Consider the following 23,848-nt stretch of genomic DNA (forward strand, 5'->3'; position numbering starts at 1 on the left):
TTCCTCCAATATATTATATTTTATATTAAGCACTATCTGTGCAATAATATCAACCCTTGACTGCACCAACAGTAATTCCAGATACGAAATATTTCTGCAGGAACGGATACAGCAGAATAATCGGACCGGTTACAATTACAGTCATCGCCAATTTCGTTGACTCTGTGGGTACTTCCAGTACTACACCGGACGTTAAGGCCAGATCTCTGATTGCCTGAGCCCGGTTTAACAGATTATACAGATAAAACTGCAGCATATATTTTGCAGTATCATTAATGAATAACGAGGAGCTCAGCCAATTGTTCCAATAACCAAGGGCAAGAAACAGACCGATGGTGGCAAGGGCGGGTCCAAGGACCGGCATAACAATCCTTGCAAATATGGTTACATGTCCTGCTCCGTCAATTTTAGCTGCCTCTGTCATTTCATCAGGAACGGAGCTCTTGATAAAGGTCCTCATTAGAATAATGTTATAAGAGGAAAGGATTCCCGGCAGCCAAAGGGCCGTTAAAGTACCATGTAAATGAAGTATTTTGGATATTGTTATGTACCAGGGGATTAATCCCCCGCCGAATATGGTGGTAAAGTAAATCATAAAGGAAATTCTGTTTCTGTACTTGAATTCCTTTCTGGATAAGACATAAGCTGTTACCGTTGTTATCAATAAGCCTACCCCGGTCCCAACCACTGTCACAAATATGGTTACCTTATAGGCATTCAGAATATCTTTCGGATTTTCCAAAATCAGTTTATATGCATCCAGTGAAAATTTCTTCGGCAGCAGGCTGTAGCCCTCATGAATTATGGTGCTGTTCGCCGTAAGTGATCCTGACACAATCAATATAAACGGCAGGATACAAACGGCTGCAAGTAATGTCAGAAATATATAAGCAATCACATCAAAGGTAATGGTATACCCTGACTTCTTTATCTTTCCTGTCTTTTTTCTCCTGTTAATTCCTATATCCACTGTGATTTCCCTTTCCTGTTCATTCTCTCACTCTTGTTCTTTCTGTCTCATGTTTTCTATAGCTTTCTTAGAACAAGGCATAATCTTCATTTTTACGCTTTACGATAAAATTGGTAATAACAATGGTGATAAAGCCAAAGATGGACTGGAAGAGACCAGCTGCCGTTCCCAAACCGTTGTTTAAAGGATTACTCATTGTTAAACGATACACATAGGTATCAAATATATCTGTGTAATTGTATAAGAGCCCGTTATTTCCCACTGTCTGATAGAATAAGTCGAAATGACCGCGCATAATATTTCCAAGTGAAAATAACACCAGTATAATAAAGGTAGTCTTTATTAACGGCAGAGTAATAAATCTAATCTGCTGAAATACATTAGCTCCATCTACCTCTGCTGCCTCATAATATGTACGGTCGATTCCTAAAATGGCAGCCAGATAGACTACAGAGCCATACCCTACCCCTTTCCACAATTCAAAGAATACAATGATAAAGGGCCAGTAACCGGGAGTATTATAGAAGTCGATCCGCTCTAACCCAATAGAAGTCAGAAAGGTATTAATTGCTCCGGTTTCATAGGTCAATAAGTTATAAACTATAACGTTTAAGAGAACATAGGATACAAAATGAGGCATGAATATAAGGGTCTGATTCAGTCTCTTAAACAATTTATTGGTAACCTGGCTGATTAAGATAGCTGTAAATATCTTAAAAATATGTCCCAGTACAATAAATACCAGATTGTAAAGTACCGTATTCTTAACCAGCTTTGGCAGATCCGCTTTCCAGATGTATTCAAAGTTATTGAACATGACAAAGGGACTGGTCCACAAGCCATCCCGGAAATTAAATTTTTCAAAAGCAAAGTAGACACCGGCCATTGGAATATAACTGTTTACCACAAAGTATACAATTGCCGGTAAAAGCAGGACGAACAAGACCCAATTCTTTCTTACCTCCTTTATAAATCCCGGTTCTTTATATCTGGCCCGCTCAGGTGCCTCCAGCTGTTTAATTACCGCAAATCCTGCAATTGAAAGTATCAGGATCAGGTAAATCAAGTTCGAATGTGCAAATACCTTTGTAAGGCCCAAAGCCTTATTGGAATAAATACCAAAAGAAATCACTCCCAAACATAAAAGAAGGTTGAAAGCCATAGCATACTGCCCTGCTTCGTAGATTTTAATATTATTTGCATCGCTGCTGTACTTTTGTACTTTTAAGATAAACCTGCCATTTAGTATAAGCATTGCCACTGTCACAACAAATAAAGCCATGGCAAAAGCTCCCTGTGTACCGATTCCGCTTTTATGCACAAAGGAAAGCATCGTCAGAGTGCTATAGCCTGTATTCATCCCCTTCTCTGCCATATCAAGCTTCTGTACAGCAAGAAGCTGAGCCGGGTCCCGGATTAGTATGGTTCTTACCAATACAAACAAAAGCACTGTAACCAGGGATATTGCCGCAGAGCTCCAAATACCAAGCTGCTTTCGGCCGTATGAGCTTTCCATACTGCCGCCTGTCAGAACGACATTATTTTCTTTTATAATTTTGTTCATTTTTATGTCCATTGCATACCACAGACCGCTCTGTGGTACAGCCACAATTAGTACAGGTTGAAAGAACAATTGTGGCATCCTTTCTGTAATCATTTTTCTATCAACCTTATGCCTCCGCCTTATCTGTATGTACTTTGCATCCATAGAAATCAGCAGAGCTGATTTTCAATCCTTCATCTATGAAACCTCAGGAACTGTTACTATTTCCTTCGGTATTCATTGGGAGTTACTCCGTTTAACTTTTTAAACACCCGGTAAAAATAGGTGGAGCCGTTAAACCCCACTTTTTCCGCAATCTCACCAACAGAAAAGGTACTTTCCGTAAGCAATATTCTGGCATGTTCCATTCGTTTCTCCAAAAGTGTATCGTTAATGGTATTACCCGTATACTGTTTATAAATCCGGCACATATAAGCTGTAGACATCCCTATTTCTTCTGCCAGCATTTCAATGGACAAAAGGGGATTCCGGTATTCTTTCTCAATCAGCAGATGGATTTCTGTGATAGTCTGACTCAGCTTATCCTTTTTTTTGTTCTCCATATCCTTTTGAATCTGCCAGAAAAGTTCTTTGAATTTCTCATTTCTTTCCTTTATAGTGTCACATTCCTGCAGGAGATTCATCAAAAGCACGGAACTGGCAATCGAATGCAGAGAGCTGTTCTTCTGAATTAAATTCACTGCATTCGTTATCATAAATATTAAACGGCTTATGACCATGTTATAAATAACAATCGGATAGGAATATGTCTCCCTTACAATTGCAAGATAAATATCCTCCGCTTCCCTGGCTTTCCCATGGGTCAGGCATTCCATCAGTTGCTTTTCTTTACTTTCCGGAAATTCATAATTCTGGACATCCTTGATCTTAATATGGTTGTAATGCACAATACTGCCCTTTTCCCAGAATATGCTTCGGGACAGTGCTTCTTCAATCTGCTCGTACTGGTAAAAGAGTTTATCCGGATCATCTGTAAATTCACTGACTGCAACAGAGATTGTAATCTGAAAATATTCCTGTACCAGTCTTTGGGTATGGAGCAGGTATTCTTCCAATTTACTGGTTGTATCTTCTCCATCACAGACTGTAAACAGCAGATTTTTATCCAGGCTCATGTTAAGGCAATAGCCATTGGTACTATTTTGCATTAACTCGTTCAGAATGTTTACTGCCGCAAATTTATAGGCATTTATCAGCTGGGAATTGGCGGTTTCCAGTAAATATTGATAATCATCCACCTTTATGCAAATAAGTACCAGTCTTTGTTCTTTTGAAAGCGACAGCCCTAACAGAGATAACAGATCTGCTCCGTTCCTACGCTGGCCCCCGTTTTCCAGACCGTTATTTTCCAGCAGCTCCTTCAGCCTCATACTTTTCGTCAAAGACTCTGCCTGGCGTTTTTCCCGCAGGAGGATATTCATGTCTTTTGACATAACACGAATGGGATTTGCCAATCTCCAGGACCAGATAAATGCGGCAAGCAGCCCGACACCTGCTATTATAAGGGTTATGATTATGATTACCGATTGAAGCTTCTTTACCTGGGATAACAGGTCATTATAACTAATAATGCTGATATTTCTCCATCCAAATTTATCCGTATCCGTAAATATCACCACAGACTTGCTGCCGCTTATTTCCGTTAGATAATACCCTGATTTCTTTTTTGAAAGGACATTATCATAATCCAGCTGCTCCTTTACATTATCAAGGACCTTGAAATTACCGGAATTCGAATAGATTACTTTCCCGCTGCCGTCCACTACCAACGATACCGTACCTGGATACTCCGTTCTCTTTACCGGAAATAAATACTCTGATTCCAGATTCAGCATAATAACATTTCTCTTTTTACTGTTCTTAAAGATATCATACATAATATACGTATAAACGCATTTTATAGTCTGCTGGTTGACCTGATAATATCTTGGAACCATGATAAAAGGAACATAATCCGTACAGTTTTCTATCATAGCAGCCGCTGAGGTATCATAAAAATCAGCGTTGGTGTAATAATCTGCTTTCCAGGGTCTGATCAGCTCATTTTCATTAGACACATTATAGATTCTGTCCTTCTTACCGTTATATACATAGATAGAATCAACATTCGGTATTGTCACAAGAAAATGCCGCAGCTGCAAAAAAGCAGCACTCTCATCTATGGAGCTGACCGCTTCATAGGTTAGCAGCTTTGTAACAGAAATGTCGTTGTATATCTGATACAGGGTATTTAAAGCTATATTTGCAAGCTGTAGTCTTTGTTCTTCCTCACTTTCCATTTTTTCAAGATTGATTTCATATTCATGTTTCATTAAGATGGACTGAAAATTCACGTAAAGAATCGATGATGTAATAAAAATAGCAATAACAACACAAACAATAACTGAAACCGATACTTTTAAATAAACTTTGCTTTCCTCCATTCCTGTCTCCAACACCCTCCATGCCTGTCAAGCTGGTACTGCCTTTTGTAAATTTAACTTAATTTCATTTCCTGATATTTTCACTGAGGCAAAGCGGAGGCACGAGGCGCAGCTGCACCTACGCTGATTGACCCAACATAATATCTGTGTGAATATCAGATGCAGAATTAAGTGAAATTCATGCAAGGGTGTGTCTGAAAACTGCTTGTGCCGGGCTGGATGTTCCACTTTGTGGGAGACAATTTGCGAAAAACAGCAAGGCGTGATTTTGGGTGCGTAGTGGTGCTACGTTCCCAAAATTGCAACGCAGAATACCGCAAAGTGGGGCGTTCAGAATGGTGCAATGAGTTTTCAGACACACCCTAGGTAGAACTAGCCTCATGATAGTATAATTTCAAAATCCTGTATACTTTCAAATCTTGTTTTTCATCTCTTTTTATAGCTTTTGTATATGAACAATTTTGATATAACTATATTATTTTGTGATTTTCATCAAATAAGTAAAGATTCTTATAAAAACAAGGTGGATTTTGGTAAAAAACAGCTCAAAAAAAGAGGCTGCTGACCTAAGGCAGCAACCCCTGAAATCATTACTTTCTTCTAAATTCCTTTGGCGTTACACCATTTTCTTTTTTAAAAACCCGGTAAAAATAAGTAGCGTTTGAATATCCGACCCGTTCAGCGACCTCATTTACCGATAGCTGCGTCTCAAGCAGCAGCTCCCTGGCTTTCTTCATACGAAGAAAGCTCAGTCTGTCTGTAATTGTTGTCCCTGTATACAGCTTATAAAGCCTGCACATATATGCTGTGGAGATTCCGATGGAATCAGCCAGGTAGTCAAGAGAAAAAGAGGCTTCCGTGTATTCTTTCTCAATCATATCATTTATCTTTACCACCAGAAGTTCCTGTTTATCACTCTTTCTTTTCTCCAGCTCACTTTGAATGTGTTGGAATAAATCATAGAATTTATTATTTCGTACTGTTATGTTATCTGTTTCCTGTATCAGATTGGATAGCACAAAATATCCTGAGAAAGAAGAAGCATTTCCATTTTTCTTAAGGGTGGAAATGACCTTGTCTATTGCAAATACCAGCCGGCTGATAACCATATTGTATATAATAATTGGATATTGATAGGTTTCTGTTATAATTTCTTCATAGTTTTTCTTCGCTTCTGCTGCTTTGCCTGACATAAGGTTTTCCAACAGCTGTTTTTCTTTTTGCTCCGGATACTCATAATGGGAAACGCTTTTTACTTCCATCTCTGCTGCAAACACAACATATTCCGGTCCAAAAAAAATACTTCTGGCCAGAGTCTCCTTTACCTGTTCAAAAAGACTGTACAATCTATCCGAATCGGCTTCAGGACTGCTGACTAGAACAGAGATGCTAATATCATAATAATCGCTGACACAGGCTTGCATCTTTCTAATATGTTCCCTTAAGTTTTCCGCAGACAGGTTGTCCTCCCATTGTAGGAATAGCAGGTTTTTATCATTCCACATGTCCAGTTGAAATACCTTTGTACTTTCTCCCAGCAATTCACTTAATATATTTGCGGCAGCAAACAAATAGGACTTTAAAGCTTCTACTCCCTGGGTTTCCAGTAGAATTTGATAATTGTCCGGACACATACATAGAATAACTATTTTTTTGACTGTTGAGCATTCCATTTCTATGAGGGACAGGAATTCCTGTCCGGTCATCTTATTACCTTTACTGTCCCAGCCACCGTTTTCTAACAGCTCTGCTGTTTTTCTGTTTTTTACAGCTTTATGAAGCTTTAGGTTCTCCCGCTGGAGCTTTTTCACGTCTTTGGACATGCTCTTTATTGGAATACTCAGACGCCTGGAAAAGAGATGTGCAGTAAGCATACCGGCAGCAGCTATCATTGCAGTTATTAATATACTGATTGCCTGCATTCTGTTTACCTGAGCCAATAGCATTCCATATGATACGATGCTGATATACCGCCAGTTGTGTTTATCCTTACTGGTAAACATTACGACGGATTTCACCCCGTCTATATCTGTTAAATAATAACCGGAGTCTCTTTCATCCATAATTCCTTCCTGGTCAAAGCTATTCTGCAATTGTTCTGTCACCATAAAATGATCGGAATTAGAATATACTACCTTATTGTTCTGGTCTATGACCAGTTTAATGTTATCCGACTGGTTATCAAATCCCTGAAAAAGATATTCTTTGTTAAGATTTAAAAGAACTGCATCTCTTTCCTTATTCTTGACCGAAGTTTTATATATAATATAACTGTATACACATTTGAAACTGTCCTCATTCAAAGGGTAAAATCTTGGAATCGGAATAAAGGGCAGATACTTGTCACTGTTATTCAATATTTCCACCGCGGAACTGTCATAGAAATTATCATCCTTTTTATCATAATCCGGATTCCACTCTTTCATCAGCTCCGACTCGTTTGTTACGTTATAAATTCGATTGTTGTTTTTATTATACACATAGATTGAATCAATATCCGGTACTGAAGTGAGGTAATAGCGCATTTGAAGAAAAGCAGCGCTCTCATCAAAGGAAGAAATATTATCGTATACGAATAGTTTCATTATCGATACATCGTTCATTATCTGATATGCTGTGCTTAAGGCATGATTGGACAATTTTGTAATCCGTGCCTTTTCTGTTTCCATGTTTTGAAGCCTTGCCTTGTATTCGTGCTTCATAAGGATGGACTGAAAATTCACATAAAGAATCGTCGAAGTCAAAAAAATAGCGAATACTACGCAAAAGATCATGGTTAAATATAATTTCAAATGTATCCGGTCTTTTCTGTTATCCATCTAATTTTCATCCTTCTCTGCCATATAAAATCAAACCCTGTTTCATAGGTATTTATAACTAATTTTACTATCCTGTCTATTCCTTCCCTTTTCTGTATGTGGAAGGGGGAATACCGCATATTTCAGTAAATACTTTGCAAAAGTAATTTGGATCATGGAAGCCTACACAAGAAGCCACTTCCTTGATGGGCAGGCTGGTTCCGGTAAGATATGTTTTTGCCGCATTCACTCGTAACCGGTTTATATATTCTCTTATATTTACGTTCATTCTTCTCTTAAAGGTATGGTTGATATAGGAAACACTGCAATGACAGAAATTTGCCACCTCAGGTACGGATATTTGCTCCTTGTAATTTCTTTTAATATAATCCAATGTATGCCCCAGGATATTATCTTCACCGGAGTTAAAGCGAATGTGACTGAGAAGCTTTGGATTCGTTATGGTAAAGTCATTATAAATCCGTCCGATATACTCTGCAGCAATCCCTAAAAGGCTATTGATCTTATCAGCTTCCGGTACCTGCCTGCTTATAGATTCCTGATACACCTGTAAAAGCAGCTGTTCCTGTAATCCAGAAATCCTGGCTAGCTCTTTCACAGAGCTTTCGATGTCTTTTTCACAGGAAGAAAAAACCCCTGCATGGACTGTTCCAATCAGCTGGGCATTGGAAAATATGGGCAGAATATATTCCTCCACACCAGCGTGGCATCTGCCATAAAAGGTACTTCCAATTCTTCTGCATTTTTCTGCAATAGGTTTCTTCATTTCCTGGCATTTGTCCCAGAGGACTTTATCCGATTTCACCAGCATGCAATAGGGATTGCTGTGAATCATATAGGGATGGAGAAGCTCTGTCAATTCCTCATCAAGAAAGATAAAGCCTGAAAAATCATTGATACAGATGTGTATCCCATAATCTGCTGCAATCTGTTTTAGATATTCTGCTAATACTATGTAGGATTGTCTGGCCATTTACTCCCTCCCGTTTATTTTATTCTAATCGATTTCTGCTTTTCTGGCAATAACCTTGCAGAATTTTTAAGATTACTTACAGTGTTTTCAAGGTAAAACATTGGTAATTTCGCTATAATTAGCGATATCATTAACTGGAGGTACAGTATGGTCAAACAGCCAATTGTTAAGAAATACGATATTGTAATTGCAGGAGGAGGAATATCCGGTGTGTGCGCCGCTATCGCAGCAGCAAGACATGGAGCCTCTGTCGCACTGGTCCATAACCGACCGGTACTGGGTGGCAATGCCAGCTCTGAAATACGGATGCATATATGCGGTGCCGATTGCCATGGTAAAAGACCCGATGCCAGGGAGACCGGTATTCTGGAGGAAATACTCCTGGAAAATAAAAACCGCAATCCCCAGTGGTCCTTTTCAATATTTGATACCATTCTATGGGAAAAATGCCATTTTGAAAACAATCTCGAGCTCTACCTGAATACCCACATGACAGAGGTTTCTGTCAAAGATTATCAAATAAAAAAAATAAAAGCAGTACAGCTGACAACAGAAAAATTGCTGGAATTTAAGGCTCAGCTCTTCATTGATGCTACCGGAGACGGAACTTTAGCTTATCTTTCCGGAGCCGGTTATATGAGTGGACGTGAGGGTAAAGCTGTGTTTGAGGAAGAGCATGCACCTGAGAAGTCCGATCAGGTAACTATGGGTAACACCCTGTTGTTTCGAGCAATTGATGCAGGAAAACCGGTTCCTTTTCAAAAGCCTTTTTGGGCAAACAGCTATACAGAGGAGGAACTTAAGCTTCGTGATCATGGTGAGATTACCTATGGTTACTGGTGGATTGAACTTGGTGGAGAAGACCTTGATACAGTGTCAGATGGTGAAGAAATCCGTGATGAGCTTCTAAAAGCACTTTATGGAGTATGGGACCATATTAAGAATAAGGGAGATCATAAGGCCGACAATTATGTCCTTGATTGGGTAGGCTTTCTTCCCGGAAAACGTGAAAGCCGCAGGATTATAGGTGATTATGTACTCAAAGAGCAGGATTTAAGAGCCGGACGTATTTTCGAGGATGCCGTGGCTTACGGGGGATGGCCTATGGATATGCATGTAGCAGGCGGACTGAAAGCCAAATTGGAGCCTACGGATTATATTCACCTCGACAAACCTTATACCATTCCTTACAAAAGCCTTTATGCAAAAGACATTCATAATCTTATGCTGGCAGGCAGAATTATCAGTGCTTCCCATATGGCCTTTGGTTCTACACGTGTTATGGGGACCTGTGCGGTAATTGGTCAGGCAGTGGGCACAGCCGGAGCACTGGCCATTGAAAAAGGAATACGCCCGGCTGCCGTATCCTCTCACATCAGGGAATTACAGCAATTACTCCTAAAGGATGATTGCTATATTCCGGGAGTTAAAAATGAAGATAAACAGGATATGGCAGAGAAAGCTCTGATTCACTGTTCCTCCGCTTTGGATAATGGCAGTTGTTGTAATATAACTAACGGGATATCCAGAAAAACCGGTGCTTTCACCAACTGCTGGATTTCAAATGAGATGGGGGAAGAAGGAGAATGGCTAAGCCTTACATTCCCCGCACCAATTAAACTATCAGCCCTCCATTTAAAATTTGATTCCGAGCTGAGCCGTGAAATCTCAATTTCCATGTCCGAACGCGTGCAAAAGCATCAGATACCAGGACCTCCTTTTACGCTGGTGAAAGACTATCAATTGGAATGTTATAAGGAAGGCAAACAGGTATATTCCGAACATGTTGATAACAACTATCTCCGGTTTCGGAAACATTTGCTTAGTACCCCGGTAATATGCGATAAAATCCTTGTTAAGGTTACCGGGACCCATGGTGACAGCCATGCCAGAATCTTTGAAATAAGAGTGTATTAACAAGCTGAAATCTTAAGAAACTCCGATGTCCAGTATTACACTGATTAAAAGACGCTTCTATAATAAATGTTGGGGTGTGTAAATAAAAAACACATTTCCAACATTTATTTTTATGATTTATAATAAAAGAAACCTCCCTCGAAAATTATTTATTGGTTTCCTCTTCTTTTCTGCGAAGAATGTCATTCTCCTCAAGCCCTTCTCCAAGATTCACATAAATTACCTGTTTAGGGTGGGGACAGCTTTCCATCTCTGTACCGTTTTCATCATGAATTCCCTTAACAGTCAGCAGAAGATTTCTTCCGTCGGGTTTCATGACTTCTATTTCATCACCTACAGAGAATTTATTTCTCTGTTCCAGACGATAATATCCTTCTTCCTTCTTCTCACCGATAATTCCAAGATAAGTATATTCTTTCACATAGGTATTGTTATCATAGATCTGAGCATCTGAATCAGGCTTTCCAAAAAAGAATCCTGTGGTAAACTGTCTGTAAGTACATTTTGATATCTCTTCTTTATAATACGGAATATTCTTCTCATAAAGAGCTGGGTTTTCAAAAAAGTCATCAATGGCTTTACGATATGTTCTTGCAACAGAGGCAACATAAAGAGCAGTCTTCATTCTTCCTTCCACTTTAAGGCTGTTTATTCCTGCATCCACTAAATGCGGGATGTATTCTATCATGCACAGGTCTTTAGAGTTAAAGATATACGTTCCTCTCTCATTTTCCTCAACGGGAAGATATTCACCGGGTCTTGTTTCTTCCACCAGATAGTATTTCCAGCGGCAGGGATGGGTACATGCTCCACGGTTGGCATCTCTGCCCGTAAAATAATTACTGAGGAGACACCTGCCGGAATGTGCCATACACATAGCTCCATGAACAAATGTCTCTATCTCCAAATCCTCCGGAATATTATCCCTGATTTGCTTGATTTCATCCAAAGAAAGTTCTCTGGCAGACACTACTCTTTTTGCCCCCAGGCGGTGCCAGAAACGATAGGTGGCATAATTTACATTATTAGCCTGTGTACTTATGTGCAGTTCCATGTCCGGTGCAACTTCCTGTGCAATCTCAAATACACCCGGATCTGAAATAATAACTGCATCGGGTTTTATTTCCTTCAGCTCTTCAAAATATTTTCTAATGCCTGAGAGATCTTCATTATGTGCTGTTATATTCGCAGTAACATATACTTTCTTTCCACGAGCATGGGCAAACTCAATGCCAGCTTTCATATCCTCTGGTGAAAAGTTCTTTGCTTTCGCACGAAGACCATACATTTCACCACCTATATAAATTGCATCCGCTCCATATAATACAGCAATCTTAAGCACCTCTAAATTACTGGCGGGTATTAAGAGTTCTGGTTTTTTGTATCCTAAATCTTCCATTATCATAGTTCTTTATTTCCTTTCGTATCTTGAGCTTTCTATCTCATCACCTTAGTTGATTTCATTGATAATTCCATTAAAGCGAATATTATTAATCCTGAGAAAGTTATACCTTAAGTTATATTTCTTTACATTGTACTATCAGATGATGCTGTTATTCTGTATTCCTTTATTTCACGGCGGATATTCAAGCTGGTACCTGTTGAGATACCCTCATTTACAGTTCTAAAGTTCTTATTTCTTTATACTTAACGTAACCCCGTCACCAACGGATAATATGGTAGTATCTAATTCCTCCGAATGGGTCAGGGTATACAGATACTCCCTCATTCTGGTGTGGATCGTTCTGTCTCTCCTGGTTATACCATATCTTGACTGAGCTACTGTTCCATCCTGCAATACATTGTCCGTTACCAATAGACAGCCAGGTGCCATAAGTCTTAAGACCTCCGGCAGATAATTCATATACTGTGCTTTGGCAGCATCCATAAAGATAATGTCATAATAACCTGCCTCAACCTTTGCCAAATCTTTTAATACAACCAAAGCATCACCTTCTAAAAGACGTATTCTTGAAGCTTTGTCATTGGATTTGAGATTCTCTCTGGCTTTTCTCAGCCTGATTTCAACTTTTTCTATGGTTGTGATATCACAATTATCCGGCATACATTCACTCATTAAAAGTGCGGAAAAACCCACCGCTGTTCCCACCTCCAGGATGTGAGCAGGTCTTTTCATAGCTATAAGAAATTGCAGCAGGGATTGGGTTTCTTTTCTGATTATGGGTACTTCCTCTTTTAATGCCTCTTTTTCTAATTTACCAAGATAAGGCGGTAATTCACTGCATAAGGAATTTATATACGCTGTAATACGTTCATCTACTATCATAAGTACTCCAATCCTTTACCTGTTAAAAGGCTGTTCTTCTTGAATGACATAAAAATCATCAGGAAAGACAGCCTCTTATTATCATTATATATTTTATCAGGCTTTATTTCAACTTGCATTTTTTTCTAATGCAAACTCCTCGCCTGTATGATACAGATTATAACTTATCTTATGCGCTGGCACTGGTCCTGTAATTTATTACTTACCAGTTCCTCCGGTTTCGTCACCTGCACTGTCTGCTTCTTCCTCCGTATGCGGTGTAGTCAGTATATCGAAGATTTCATCATAAGTCATAGAAGTATTAAGCTCATAGGTACCTGGCATAAGATTGTATTTTTTTAATTTAGCTTTTAAGAAAAAGGAATATTTATTAACGATAACACCGTATAATTCCAGTTTGCCAGCAATGTTCATGGTTGATTCCCCTTTTTTGATCTGTATCGTCGTATCACGACCGGGGGATTCTGAGGCTGTCACCTTTCCGAATACCTGATAACCGAAATCATGTGCCATACCGCTTACTTTAATCAATAGAATAATTACTATGGAATAAAATAATACATTTAATAAGATCTTCAATATGGTGCTGATTACTTTCAAAGCAACACGGGAAGTAGTCGATTTAGCTGCCATTCAAACTGTCTCCTTTTTATCTCCTAAAAGCTTTCCTAGTTCACTTCCATGATAATAGGAAGTATCATAGGATTACGTTTTGTTTTCTTCCATAAATAATCACTTAAGGAGTCTTTTATTTCATTCTTCATCTTACCCCAGTCAGTGGTATTTTTGCTTAAGCATTTTTCCAAAGCATCGCTTACCACATTTCTGGCTTCGTCCATCAGATTTTCAGATTCCCTTACATATACAAAACCTCGGGATACAATATCGGGGCCTGATAATACCTGATTTGTGTATTTCTCCAGAGTTACTACTACTATGAGCAGACCATTCTCAGAAAGATGTTGTCTGTCACGTAATACAATGTTACCTACATCACCAACTCCAAGACCATCAACAAAGATACCCTGAGCAGGAACTTTGCCGACTACTCCTGCACGCTCATCAGAAAGCTCTAATACATCACCGGAGGAAATAACAAATACATTGTCCTTGGGAACGCCCATAGCCTGTGCAACTTCCTTGTGCTTAATGAGATGTCTGTACTCACCATGAACAGGAATAGCATATTTAGGTTTTGTCAGCGCATAGATCAGCTTGATTTCTTCCTGGCAGGCATGACCGGATACGTGGGTATCCTGGAAAATAACCTTTGCTCCCTTCATGGAGAGATCATTGATTACCTTAAATACTGATTTCTCATTTCCGGGTATGGGGGTAGAACTGAAAATAACTGTATCACCAGGTTTAATGGATATCTTCTTATGAATTGAAGCTGCCATTCTGGGAAGTGCTGCCATAGCTTCTCCCTGGCTGCCTGTAGTAATTAATACAAGCTTCTCATCAGGATAGTTTTTCATCTGCTCAATATCAATCATGATATTGTTCGGCATGGTAATATATCCAAGCTCTGATGCTGTTGCTATAATATTTACCATACTACGTCCTTCAACTACTACTTTTCTTCCATACTTGTCAGCTGAATTAATGATCTGCTGGATACGGTCAACATTAGAAGCGAAGGTGGCGACAATAATTCTGTTTTTATTATTTTCTGCAAAAATATTGTCAAAGGTCTTACCAACTGTCTTCTCAGACATGGTATACCCGGGTCTTTCAACATTGGTACTGTCGCACATAAGAGCAAGTACACCTTTTTTACCAAGCTCTGCAAAACGGGGCAAATCGATTGTGCTTCCGAATACCGGCGTATAATCAACCTTAAAATCTCCCGTATGGATAATAAGTCCTGCGGGGGTAAAGATAGCAAGTGCAGCAGCATCTGCTATACTGTGATTGGTTCTGATAAATTCAATACGAAATACACCAAGATTTATGGACTGTCCGTATTTTATTACTTTTCGTTTCGTGGATTTTAATAAGTTATGCTCTTTTAATTTATTTTCAATAATACCGATGGTAAGCTTTGTAGCGTAAATGGGTACGTTAATATCCCTTAAGATATACGGCAAAGATCCAATGTGATCTTCATGTCCGTGAGTAATGACAAAACCCTTTACTTTGCTTATGTTTTCTTTCAAATAAGTAACATCCGGTATTACCAAATCAATTCCCAGCATATCATCTTCCGGAAAGGACAAACCGCAATCTACTACTATTATACTGTCTTCATATTCAAAAGCAGTGATGTTCATACCAATTTGTTCTAATCCGCCTAAAGGGATAACTTTGACTCCCTTTTTTATTGTGTTTTCTTCTTTCAAACAATGCACCTCCAATGGTTAGTTTATGTAATAAAGTCCATTATATTTAAAGTGCATGGAATATTTAATTAGATTTGATTTTACAGGATTATTCTTTTTTTCTTTCAGCTGAGCATTCTTTGCAATAACCGAACAGCTTTACCTCATGATCTACTACTTCAAAGCTCATGGATTTTTGTATCTGATTTTCCAGGGTATCCAAAAGATCTCCTTCGAAAGTCAATACATTTCCACAACTTAAACATATCAGATGATGGTGATGATGACCTTTTCTGTCCTCATCCCTATTGCCAATTTCATATCGTATGAACCCGTCACCTAAATTCAGTTTATCAATAAGGTTCAATTCAGCTAATAACTGAATTGTCCTGTATACTGTAGCTAATCCGATATCCGGATTCTTCTCTTTTACAATCTCGTAAATTTCTTCAGCTGTTAAATGCTTATCCGGTCTCATCTCTAAGGCCTCCAATATATCAACTCGCTGGGTGGTAACCTTAAGGCCTTTCTCTTTTAACAGCATTTTAAACCGATCTTTTTTATCAGGCATTTTCAATCACCTTTCCGCTTCCATAGATAAGTAATATTATCGCTGAAATCTTTCATCTAACTAAATATTGCACCTTTATATCGTTTTCATTACATTTTATTATTAATATTTCTATATAATCCCCGTGTTAACTGATTAATTATCTATGATTCAAATTCAATATCCTCTAACAGCTCTTCAAATATATCAGCTATCAGATTCATTTCCTCTTCATCTTCTACAATTGTATATAGGGATGCTTCATCCCCTTCGGCAGACATATCCTTTAAGATATAAGCCACACCGTCATCCCCCTCGCTCTGAGAGTCTGTTACCAGTAGATAGGTGTATCCATTTAATTTTGTCTGCTCAATCACATTAAACTGGACTTCTTCATTATCTTCTGTAATAAAGGTCACTTGATTTTTCTGTTCTTCCATGTTACAACTCCTGTTGTACCTGTATTAGGTTAGTCAGGCAGGTCATACTTAAGCTTATTGCTTAAATAGTCCAGATATCCCTGAAGTATCAGTACAGCTGCCAGTTTATCAATTACTGACTTCCTGTCTTCTCTTCTGACATCACCAAGTATTAAAGTCTGATTGGCTGCTGCTGTAGTCAGTCTTTCATCCCAGAGAATTACCGGCAGTCCGGTTCTTCGCTTTAACATCTCTGAAAATTCTTCTGATTTCAATGCACGCTCTCCAATGGTATTATTCATATTCTTTGGGTAACCCAAAACAATACGATCAACATTGTATTCCTTAATCAATTCTTCAATTCTGGCTAAGGTTTGCCTTAATTTATTTTCCTGCTTACGATTAATGGTCTCAATACCTTGTGCCGTTATCAGCAGTTCATCACTAATTGCGACTCCAACTGTTACAGAGCCGTAATCCAATCCCATAATTCTCATACTGTATAAATTTTATTATACAAAATCAGTATAATAATCCTTCCTGTTCGAATACGCCCCTTACTCTCTTAAGAAAGGGGCTTTTTGGCTTCTGACATATTATTTAAGGTTACGGTCAATGTAATCATTCAGTAATTGTTCCAGAATTTCATCACGTTCTACTTTCATAATCAAACTTCTGGCACCATTATGATTGGTTATGTAGGTAGGGTCCCCGGACATAATGTAGCCAACAATCTGATTAACCGGATTATAGCCTTTCTCCGTCATGGCTGTATATACGGCAGAAATAATCTCTCTTACAGATATCTCATTTTCCTTTTGAACCTTAAAAAACTGTGTATTGTTAATCTCCTGCATAACTTCACGTCCTTTGCTGATACTGTTTCGCACAATGTATTTACTTATATATTAATATAAAACTTCACAAATTTCAATCCATACTTTCACAAAACATCATTTCTTTGTTAAGAAATTCCTGTACCTTAACTGAAAGTATCTGATTTGTAAGGTTTTTTTGGGATTTTACAGCCAATTTCAGGTATCTTTCATTATGGCCGATCTGATAGGTTTCTCCCTCGATTACGGTTTCTTCTTCTACCAGAAGTTTTTCTATATTGCCAATAAAGCTTCTTTTATAGGCATCTGACATCTCTTCTGCAAGGTGGAGCAGTTCGTTACTTCTCTCTGCTTTTATTTCTTCTTTTACCGGATCTGTCATATTTGCAGCCCTGGTCCCTTTTCTGGGCGAGAATTTGAATACATGCATCTGGGCGAATTGAATTTTACGCAGATACTCTTTGGTCTGTTCAAATTCTTCTGCTGTTTCACCCGGAAATCCGACAATTATATCCGTTGTTATAGCTGGATTATTAAAATATTTTCTTAACAGAAGGCACTTTTCTAAGTATACTTCAGTGGTATACTTTCTATTCATCCTTTTTAAGGTGCTGTTACAGCCGCTCTGCAGGGATAAATGAAAATGAGGGCAAATGGTCTCCAGTTCAGATAAGCCTTTTACAAAGCTTTCAGTTACGATTCTCGGCTCTAAGGAACCTAGTCGGATTCTTTTAAGCCCTTCAATCTGATCTAACTGTTTTATCAGCTCCAGAAGATAATAATTGGTTCCCGGTTCATAATCTCCAGGTTCCCTGATAAAAGCCTCCAGTCCGTCAGTCTCTTCTTCCTGTATACCCTTCTCAGCTGTTTTAACATCAGCAGTGTCCAGGGCTCCTTCTTTCTTAAAATCTATTCCATAGGAGGACAGGTGAATTCCGGTCAGGACAATTTCCTGGTAACCTTTTTCTACCAGATTCTTAGCTTCTCTTAAAATAGACTTGGCGAATCTGCTTCTTACTCTGCCTCTGGCATATGGTATGATACAATAGGAGCAGAATTGATTACAGCCATCCTGAATCTTAATATATGCTCTGGTCTTCTCGGATACATCCAGTATTTCCAGATCCTCATACTCAATGTTCCCTGAAATATCAATGACACTATCTATAGTATTATCATCAATATACGCTTTTAATATATTAATAATATCTTTTTTTCTGTTATTTCCTACCACGATATCAATAGCTTCATCTTCCTTTAGCTGCTCACCGGCAGCCTGAGCATAACAGCCTACTGCCATAACAATGGCATCTTCGTTCATTTTACGGGCTTTATGAAGCATCTGGCGTGATTTTCTGTCTGCTATATTGGTCACTGTACAGGTATTGATAACATAAACATCTGCTTTTTCATGAAATTCAACTACACTGTAATCCTCTTCTTCAAAAAGCTTTTTGATTCCCTGGGTTTCGTAGGAATTAACTTTACAGCCGAGAGTAAGAAATGCAACTGTCTTTCGGTTATTTTTCTCGTAATTACTAATATCCATCTATATCCATTCCCTGTCTTTCTATATGATATGCATAAGGTTTTACAAATGCCGCTGCCTCTTAGTGCAAAGTGTCCTTGTCCGCGGATTTTTTTATTTACTTTGTATATTGACTTTTAAATAACGATTTTGTAGTATATAGTTGTATAAAGATAAGTTACCAATTCAGGTAAAGCATATCTTTCAGGATTAATATCTTTTTATATTATACCTCAATTAGTATGAATTGATATTTTCCTGTTAAATCCATTATAAAGGAGGAGTTTATATGAAAACAGTCAAAATCTCTCTTAATTCAATTGATAAGGTTAAATCTTTCGTAAATGATGTTACTAAATTTGATACTGACTTTGATTTAGTATCTGGAAGATACGTAATCGACGCAAAATCAATCATGGGTATTTTCAGTTTGGATTTATCTAAACCCATTGATTTAAATATTCATAACGAAGAAAGCGTAGAAAAGATTCTTAGCGTTTTAAGTCCTTACATTGTTGAATAATTAAAGGTCAGGGGTTACTTAATGGGGATACTTAGGTATCCTCTTTTTATTCCTCCAAACTACATACTCAATTTTGTGATATAATAACTCACAGAGTTGAAGCTTCCTAACGGTACATATACTTATTAAGATACCTTAGAAATCCTGCTGCAGTCAATCTGGCTGCAGCAGTTTTATTTTTACGTCAGCATTATTTATATGGCAGTATTATTTATACGCAGTATTATTTATACGCAGTATTATTTATACGCAGTATTATTTATACGCAGTATTATTTATACGCAGTATTATTTATACTGCTATACTCTGTCCCTATGAATTCAAATACGAACTCTCTATAAGTTATCTCAATGGTTCATAGGATCCAAAAACTTGTTCCTACAATCGGCTTCACAGTAGCAAAAGAACTGCCTTTCATTAGAAATCAGGCTCCAATTCCTATAAGCTTATATTACTTCACCATAATAATTTCCGTTGTTTCCAGAGCCGTTTTGGTTAATGCTTCAATATTTTCCTCCAGAAGCTTTTCAGAATGACGGATAACCTTTGCACTGGGTTTTGTTACCGGATGCTTGGCCACAAATATGGTACAGCAGTCCTCGTAAGGCAATATTGATGTCTCATAGGTATTTATCTTCTCCGAAATAGTCACGATATCCTGCTTGTCAAAAGCGATTAACGGACGGTATACCGGCATATTGCAGACTTCATTGGTGGACATAAGGCTCTGAAGAGTCTGGCTTGCAACCTGACCGATACTCTCACCGGTTATCAGTCCGAGACAGCCGGATTCTTCTGCAATCGTCTCCGCAATACGCATCATATAACGTCTCATAATAATGGTAAGCTCTTCATGAGGGCATTTCTCATAGATATAGAGCTGAATATCTGTAAAATTCACTACATGCAGTTTAATAGGGCCGGTATAGCGTGAAATAAGCTTCGCCAGGTCAACTACCTTCTGCTTGGCTCTTTCGCTGGTATACGGGGGGGCATGGAAATACACTGCATCGATTGCAACGCCTCTTTTTGCAATCATATAACCGGCTACAGGACTGTCAATACCACCGGAAAGAAGGAGCATGGCTTTACCGCTGGTTCCCACAGGCATACCACCGGGACCTGGAATTACTTCGGAATACACATAGGAACGGGTTCTGACTTCAATCATGATACGCACCTGGGGATTGTGAACATCCACCTTTAATTCCGGAAATCTATCCAGCAGGTATCCACCCATTTTCATACACATCTCAGGTGTTGTCAGAGGATAATTCTTATCTGCTCTCTTTGCTTCCATCTTAAAGGTAAAATTTCTGTCAGGGTATCTCTTATCAACATAGTCACCTACAGCGGTTTTTAACTCTTCCCATTCAATGGTATCCACTATCATGACAGGACAGATCCAGGCAATTCCAAATACTGTTTTTAAGGCCTCAACTGATTCTTCGTAATCAAATTCATCAGGGCATTCAACATAGATTCTTCCCTGTTCTTTTGACACAAGAAAATTCCCGAGATCCTTTAAGGAATTCTTTATCTGATCCTTTAAGGCATTCTCAAAAATATATCTGTTTTTACCTTTGATACCGATTTCCGCATATTTTATCAAAAATGCTTTATACATTATTATCCTCGCATTCTGCCGTATAACGGCACTATATCTGTTGAAAGCAGCTTCCGGCTGTGTGTTCCATAAGAACCCTTTTAACCGTAAGTTTCATCTTTCATTTATTACAGCGTTCTTTTCTTACTTTTGTGATACCTCCTGCTGCCGGTTGTTAACGGCGGCTGTATTTCCGTAATACCGGCACCAGTTCCTTTAAAGCCTCCATAGCCTGTCCAGCCTCCTCTATGGTTGTAAATCCTGAGAAGCTGAATCTTATTGTGGAATCCAGTAAATCATTCCTTAACCCCACAGCTTTTAATGTACCGCTTAGTCCCGGATGATTGGAAGCGCAGGCAGAGCCTGCTGAAACATAAATCCCCTTATCCTCCAGAGCATGCAAAAGAACTTCACTCTTTATTCCTTCGAAGCTGACACTTAGAATATGCGGAGCTGTCTCCTTGATATCCTCCGCAGGACAATTTATAAAAGTCCCTTCTATTTCTTTTAGTCTATCAATGAAATATGTTTTAATTTCGTATAACTTCTTTATGATTTCATCCTGTCTGCTTAAGCCTTCTTTTACTGCCTGTCCAAAGCCTGCAATTCCCGGTACATTTTCTGTTCCGGAGCGCATTCCCCTTTGCTGCCCCCCGCCAAATAACACAGGTTTTATCTTAACCTTACTGTTTACATACAAAAAGCCCACACCCTTTGGACCATGGATTTTATGTCCGCTGGCTGAGAGTAAGTCAATACCTTCTCTGGCAGGATAAATTCGAAATTTTCCATAGGCCTGGATAGCATCTACATGTATACAAACATTAGGATTCTTTTCTTTTATTTTTCGGCTCAGTTCACTTATGAGTTGAACGGAACCAACTTCGTTATTAACATACATAAAGGAAACCAGTATGGTATCCTCCCCTACGGCTCCCAGCAGTTCTTCTTCTTTTATTCTCCCCATGGAATCAACAGGTACATAAGTTACCCGGTATCCGTTTTCTTCCAAAAACAACACAGGGTTATGTACCGATGGATGCTCTATCATTGTAGTAATAATATGATTCCCTCTTCTTTTTAACGCAGAAGCAGTTCCTATTAAGGCAAGATTATTGCTTTCTGTGCCTCCGGAAGTAAATATAATTTCTTTGGGATCAGCCTTTAAGCTCTTTGCAATAATATCAGTTGCTGCTTTTACATATTTCTCCGCTTCAAAACCCTTTCCGTGCATAGAAGAAGGATTGCCAAAGGCTGTATCCATGGTCTCCATCATAATGCTTCGGACAGAATCATAGGGTCTGGTAGTTGCGGCATTGTCCAAATATATCTCCATTTTAAACCTCATTCCTTAATCCGAATTAATTATTCACCTTCCATTTGCATCATCAAAAGAGAGAGAGCTGTCAATCCTGCCGTTTCAGTACGAAGAATTCTTTTCCCAAGGCTGACAGGAATAAATCCATTTATTTTGGCCGCTTCCACTTCGCTCTCATCAAATCCGCCTTCCGGACCGATAAATACTCCTACACTCTCATTGCTGCTGATACGATTAAGGATTTCTTTCGTGTAGGATATACCCTTTTCGTTTTCATAGGGCATCAGCTTTATATTTAAACTATCTGCATACTCCAAAGCTTTTTTAAAGGAGTATACTTCCGTTACACGAGGTATAATCCCCCTGCGGGACTGTTTGGCTGCACTTTCTGCAATTGCCTGCCATCTCTCAAGCTTTTTACGCTCTTTCTTCTCGTCTTCTAATTTAACTACAGTTCTGCGGGTCATAACCGGGACAATCTCAAAAACTCCAAGTTCTACGGATTTTTGAATAATCAATTCCATTTTATCCTTTTTCGGCAGGCCTTGAAAGAGGTAAATCTTACCTCTTAATTCTGTGTCCGCCTCCCACTCTTTGATTACCTTAAGTATTATTCCATCTTTTTGAAATTCCGTTATGACACAATGGTAATCCCTGCCTTTGCCATTGCAGAGAACCACTTCATCCCCGGCTTTCATTCGGAGGACATTCTTTATGTGATTAACATCTTCTCCGGTCAGGGTTACGGCCCCATTATTTATTTGATTCTCCTGTACATAAAAACGGTGCATGTGTTTAACCCTTCCCTTATCAAAGCTCTTATTTTACTGCAATTACAGATACCCAGTCTCCCATCTCTTCCACTCCGAGTACCTCAAAACCATTGCTCTTTATTGCGGTGAGCACCTGTTCCTTTTTTGTATTGATAATTCCAGAACTAATAAAAAGTCCGCCTTTTTTAAGATGTTCACCAATTTTCCCCGATAAAGGGATAATGATATCTGCAAGGATATTTGCTACTACTATATCATATTTTTCGAATCCTGCAGTTTTCTTAATTTCCTCATCAGATATAATATCACCGCTTATAAAGGATACCTTTTCCTTTGTTAGCCCATTCACTTCGGTGTTTTCTGCAGAGGCTTCCACAGCACGAGGGTCTATATCTGTTCCAAGTACAGTTTCAGCTCCAAGTCTGGATGCAATAATTGAGAGGATTCCGCTGCCACAACCTACATCAAGTACCTGCATGCCGGCTTTTAAATATTTCCTCAAGGCCAGGATACACAGCTTGGTCGTCTCATGAGAACCGGTTCCAAAAGAAGTTCCCGGATCCAGTTCGATGACAATATCTCCCTCCCTTTTATCCGTCAGGACTTCCCAGGTTGGTTTGATAACGATATTATCCTCTAAACGGAAAGGCTTAAAGAAAGCTTTCCAATTATTAATCCAGTCAAGGTCCTCTGTCACGGAGATCTCGATTTCACCAGCGCCGGTGTCAACAAATTGTGATACCTCTGCAAGTCCTTCCTTTACAGCGTTCACAGTTGCATCAACATCGGCTTCTTCCTCCAGATAGAAGCTGATGAATGCCTCATGATTGGATACATCAAGTTCCGGAAGAATGTCTATAAACAACTCTTTCCGCTCTCTTTCGGTTATGGGAACATTATCCTGAATCTCTATTCCTTCTATTCCCATTTCCATCAGCATGTCACTTACAAGCTCTACAGCTTCTGTGAGAGTCTTAAGAGTGAGTTTTACCCATTTCATTTCTTGTTCTCCTGACTTAAG

Annotated in this window: 20 protein-coding genes; 2 read left to right on the forward strand and 18 right to left on the reverse strand. The window is 38.8% G+C overall.

All coding sequences use genetic code 11. From position 1 onward, the window contains the following. Positions 1-49: 49 nt before the first annotated feature. The 5 genes from BR73_RS0117545 to BR73_RS27565 form a co-directional block, all read right to left on the reverse strand. Positions 50-970 (reverse strand): carbohydrate ABC transporter permease, encoded by a 921-nt coding sequence (locus BR73_RS0117545; RefSeq protein WP_081848700.1) that lies wholly within the window; start codon positions 968-970, stop codon positions 50-52. A gap of 67 nt (positions 971-1,037) precedes the next feature. Further along, positions 1,038-2,627 carry an ABC transporter permease subunit gene (locus BR73_RS0117550; protein ID WP_242860697.1) on the reverse strand — a complete coding sequence of 530 codons (1,590 nt, stop codon included), beginning with the start codon at positions 2,625-2,627 and terminating at the stop codon, positions 1,038-1,040. 107 nt (positions 2,628-2,734) lie between these two features. Beyond that, entirely contained in the window at positions 2,735-4,957 is a 2,223-nt protein-coding gene (locus BR73_RS0117555; protein WP_156034753.1) for a helix-turn-helix domain-containing protein, read from the reverse strand. A 590-nt stretch (positions 4,958-5,547) separates the two neighbouring features. Next, entirely contained in the window at positions 5,548-7,776 is a 2,229-nt protein-coding gene (locus BR73_RS0117560) for a helix-turn-helix domain-containing protein (RefSeq protein WP_033166604.1), read from the reverse strand. A gap of 76 nt (positions 7,777-7,852) precedes the next feature. Next, on the reverse strand, positions 7,853-8,749 hold the full coding sequence (locus BR73_RS27565) for a helix-turn-helix domain-containing protein (RefSeq protein WP_051685284.1): 897 nt from the start codon (positions 8,747-8,749) through the stop codon (positions 7,853-7,855). A 147-nt stretch (positions 8,750-8,896) separates the two neighbouring features. Here BR73_RS27565 and BR73_RS0117570 point away from each other — a divergent pair, with 147 nt between their 5' ends. Beyond that, positions 8,897-10,666, forward strand: a complete 1,770-nt coding sequence (locus BR73_RS0117570) for an FAD-dependent oxidoreductase (protein ID WP_033166605.1) — start codon at positions 8,897-8,899, stop codon at positions 10,664-10,666. Between the two features lie 145 nt (positions 10,667-10,811). Here the strand turns inward: BR73_RS0117570 and BR73_RS0117575 are convergent, their stop codons facing one another. The 9 genes from BR73_RS0117575 to BR73_RS0117615 all read right to left on the reverse strand — a co-directional run bounded on the left by BR73_RS0117575 (position 10,812) and on the right by BR73_RS0117615 (position 18,628). After that, positions 10,812-12,065 carry a U32 family peptidase gene (locus tag BR73_RS0117575; RefSeq protein WP_033167580.1) on the reverse strand — a complete coding sequence of 418 codons (1,254 nt, stop codon included), beginning with the start codon at positions 12,063-12,065 and terminating at the stop codon, positions 10,812-10,814. Between the two features lie 234 nt (positions 12,066-12,299). Further along, positions 12,300-12,953 (reverse strand): O-methyltransferase, encoded by a 654-nt coding sequence (locus BR73_RS0117580; protein ID WP_033166606.1) that lies wholly within the window; start codon positions 12,951-12,953, stop codon positions 12,300-12,302. Positions 12,954-13,151: 198 nt separating this feature from the next. Beyond that, positions 13,152-13,586, reverse strand: a complete 435-nt coding sequence (locus tag BR73_RS0117585; RefSeq protein ID WP_033166607.1) for an endolytic transglycosylase MltG — start codon at positions 13,584-13,586, stop codon at positions 13,152-13,154. A gap of 35 nt (positions 13,587-13,621) precedes the next feature. Beyond that, positions 13,622-15,295 carry a ribonuclease J gene (locus BR73_RS0117590; protein ID WP_033166608.1) on the reverse strand — a complete coding sequence of 558 codons (1,674 nt, stop codon included), beginning with the start codon at positions 15,293-15,295 and terminating at the stop codon, positions 13,622-13,624. An 88-nt stretch (positions 15,296-15,383) separates the two neighbouring features. Further along, on the reverse strand, positions 15,384-15,845 hold the full coding sequence (locus tag BR73_RS0117595) for a Fur family transcriptional regulator (RefSeq protein ID WP_033166609.1): 462 nt from the start codon (positions 15,843-15,845) through the stop codon (positions 15,384-15,386). A gap of 143 nt (positions 15,846-15,988) precedes the next feature. Further along, complete coding sequence (locus BR73_RS0117600) at positions 15,989-16,264, reverse strand: DUF1292 domain-containing protein (protein WP_033166610.1); 276 nt, start codon at positions 16,262-16,264, stop codon at positions 15,989-15,991. A gap of 29 nt (positions 16,265-16,293) precedes the next feature. Then, positions 16,294-16,740 carry a Holliday junction resolvase RuvX gene (ruvX, locus tag BR73_RS0117605; RefSeq protein WP_033166611.1) on the reverse strand — a complete coding sequence of 149 codons (447 nt, stop codon included), beginning with the start codon at positions 16,738-16,740 and terminating at the stop codon, positions 16,294-16,296. Between the two features lie 99 nt (positions 16,741-16,839). After that, on the reverse strand, positions 16,840-17,100 hold the full coding sequence (locus BR73_RS0117610) for an IreB family regulatory phosphoprotein (RefSeq protein WP_033166612.1): 261 nt from the start codon (positions 17,098-17,100) through the stop codon (positions 16,840-16,842). Positions 17,101-17,173: 73 nt separating this feature from the next. Further along, a complete protein-coding gene (locus tag BR73_RS0117615) occupies positions 17,174-18,628 on the reverse strand; it encodes a MiaB/RimO family radical SAM methylthiotransferase (RefSeq protein ID WP_033166613.1) in 1,455 nt (484 codons plus the stop codon). 268 nt (positions 18,629-18,896) lie between these two features. On the opposite strand from BR73_RS0117615, the gene BR73_RS0117620 reads away from it, so the two are divergent. Next, positions 18,897-19,130: an HPr family phosphocarrier protein gene (locus BR73_RS0117620; RefSeq protein ID WP_033166614.1), complete on the forward strand. Its 234-nt coding sequence runs from the start codon at positions 18,897-18,899 to the stop codon at positions 19,128-19,130. 451 nt (positions 19,131-19,581) lie between these two features. Here the strand turns inward: BR73_RS0117620 and thiI are convergent, their stop codons facing one another. The 4 genes from thiI to prmA all read right to left on the reverse strand — a co-directional run bounded on the left by thiI (position 19,582) and on the right by prmA (position 23,827). Beyond that, positions 19,582-20,760 (reverse strand): tRNA uracil 4-sulfurtransferase ThiI, encoded by a 1,179-nt coding sequence (gene thiI / locus BR73_RS0117625; protein ID WP_033166615.1) that lies wholly within the window; start codon positions 20,758-20,760, stop codon positions 19,582-19,584. A gap of 151 nt (positions 20,761-20,911) precedes the next feature. Then, positions 20,912-22,072, reverse strand: coding sequence for a cysteine desulfurase family protein (locus tag BR73_RS0117630; RefSeq protein WP_033166616.1), 1,161 nt, complete (start codon positions 22,070-22,072; stop codon positions 20,912-20,914). A gap of 29 nt (positions 22,073-22,101) precedes the next feature. Continuing rightward, positions 22,102-22,845: a 16S rRNA (uracil(1498)-N(3))-methyltransferase gene (locus BR73_RS0117635; RefSeq protein WP_033166617.1), complete on the reverse strand. Its 744-nt coding sequence runs from the start codon at positions 22,843-22,845 to the stop codon at positions 22,102-22,104. A 28-nt stretch (positions 22,846-22,873) separates the two neighbouring features. Next, positions 22,874-23,827 (reverse strand): 50S ribosomal protein L11 methyltransferase, encoded by a 954-nt coding sequence (gene prmA / locus BR73_RS0117640; protein ID WP_033166618.1) that lies wholly within the window; start codon positions 23,825-23,827, stop codon positions 22,874-22,876. Positions 23,828-23,848: the final 21 nt, after the last annotated feature.

It is taken from the genome of Clostridium sp. KNHs205, from assembly GCF_000702945.1.
Taxonomy (GTDB): domain Bacteria; phylum Bacillota; class Clostridia; order Lachnospirales; family Lachnospiraceae; genus Anaerocolumna.

Excerpts from the sequence above, each read along its gene's own strand:
- BR73_RS0117615 (WP_033166613.1), bottom strand. The coding sequence starts at position 18,628 with ATGGATATTAGTAATTACGAGAAAAATAACCGAAAGACAGTTGCATTT.
- BR73_RS0117595 (WP_033166609.1), bottom strand. The coding sequence starts at position 15,845 with ATGCCTGATAAAAAAGATCGGTTTAAAATGCTGTTAAAAGAGAAAGGC.
- BR73_RS0117610 (WP_033166612.1), bottom strand. The coding sequence starts at position 17,100 with ATGCAGGAGATTAACAATACACAGTTTTTTAAGGTTCAAAAGGAAAAT.
- BR73_RS0117635 (WP_033166617.1), bottom strand. The coding sequence starts at position 22,845 with ATGCACCGTTTTTATGTACAGGAGAATCAAATAAATAATGGGGCCGTA.
- BR73_RS0117600 (WP_033166610.1), bottom strand. The coding sequence starts at position 16,264 with ATGGAAGAACAGAAAAATCAAGTGACCTTTATTACAGAAGATAATGAA.
- BR73_RS0117575 (WP_033167580.1), bottom strand. The coding sequence starts at position 12,065 with ATGGAAGATTTAGGATACAAAAAACCAGAACTCTTAATACCCGCCAGT.
- BR73_RS0117560 (WP_033166604.1), bottom strand. The coding sequence starts at position 7,776 with ATGGATAACAGAAAAGACCGGATACATTTGAAATTATATTTAACCATG.
- ruvX (WP_033166611.1), bottom strand. The coding sequence starts at position 16,740 with ATGAGAATTATGGGATTGGATTACGGCTCTGTAACAGTTGGAGTCGCA.
- BR73_RS0117630 (WP_033166616.1), bottom strand. The coding sequence starts at position 22,072 with ATGGAGATATATTTGGACAATGCCGCAACTACCAGACCCTATGATTCT.
- BR73_RS0117555 (WP_156034753.1), bottom strand. The coding sequence starts at position 4,957 with ATGGAGGAAAGCAAAGTTTATTTAAAAGTATCGGTTTCAGTTATTGTT.
- BR73_RS0117620 (WP_033166614.1), top strand. The coding sequence starts at position 18,897 with ATGAAAACAGTCAAAATCTCTCTTAATTCAATTGATAAGGTTAAATCT.
- BR73_RS0117550 (WP_242860697.1), bottom strand. The coding sequence starts at position 2,627 with ATGATTACAGAAAGGATGCCACAATTGTTCTTTCAACCTGTACTAATT.
- BR73_RS27565 (WP_051685284.1), bottom strand. The coding sequence starts at position 8,749 with ATGGCCAGACAATCCTACATAGTATTAGCAGAATATCTAAAACAGATT.
- prmA (WP_033166618.1), bottom strand. The coding sequence starts at position 23,827 with ATGAAATGGGTAAAACTCACTCTTAAGACTCTCACAGAAGCTGTAGAG.
- BR73_RS0117585 (WP_033166607.1), bottom strand. The coding sequence starts at position 13,586 with ATGGCAGCTAAATCGACTACTTCCCGTGTTGCTTTGAAAGTAATCAGC.
- BR73_RS0117580 (WP_033166606.1), bottom strand. The coding sequence starts at position 12,953 with ATGATAGTAGATGAACGTATTACAGCGTATATAAATTCCTTATGCAGT.
- BR73_RS0117570 (WP_033166605.1), top strand. The coding sequence starts at position 8,897 with ATGGTCAAACAGCCAATTGTTAAGAAATACGATATTGTAATTGCAGGA.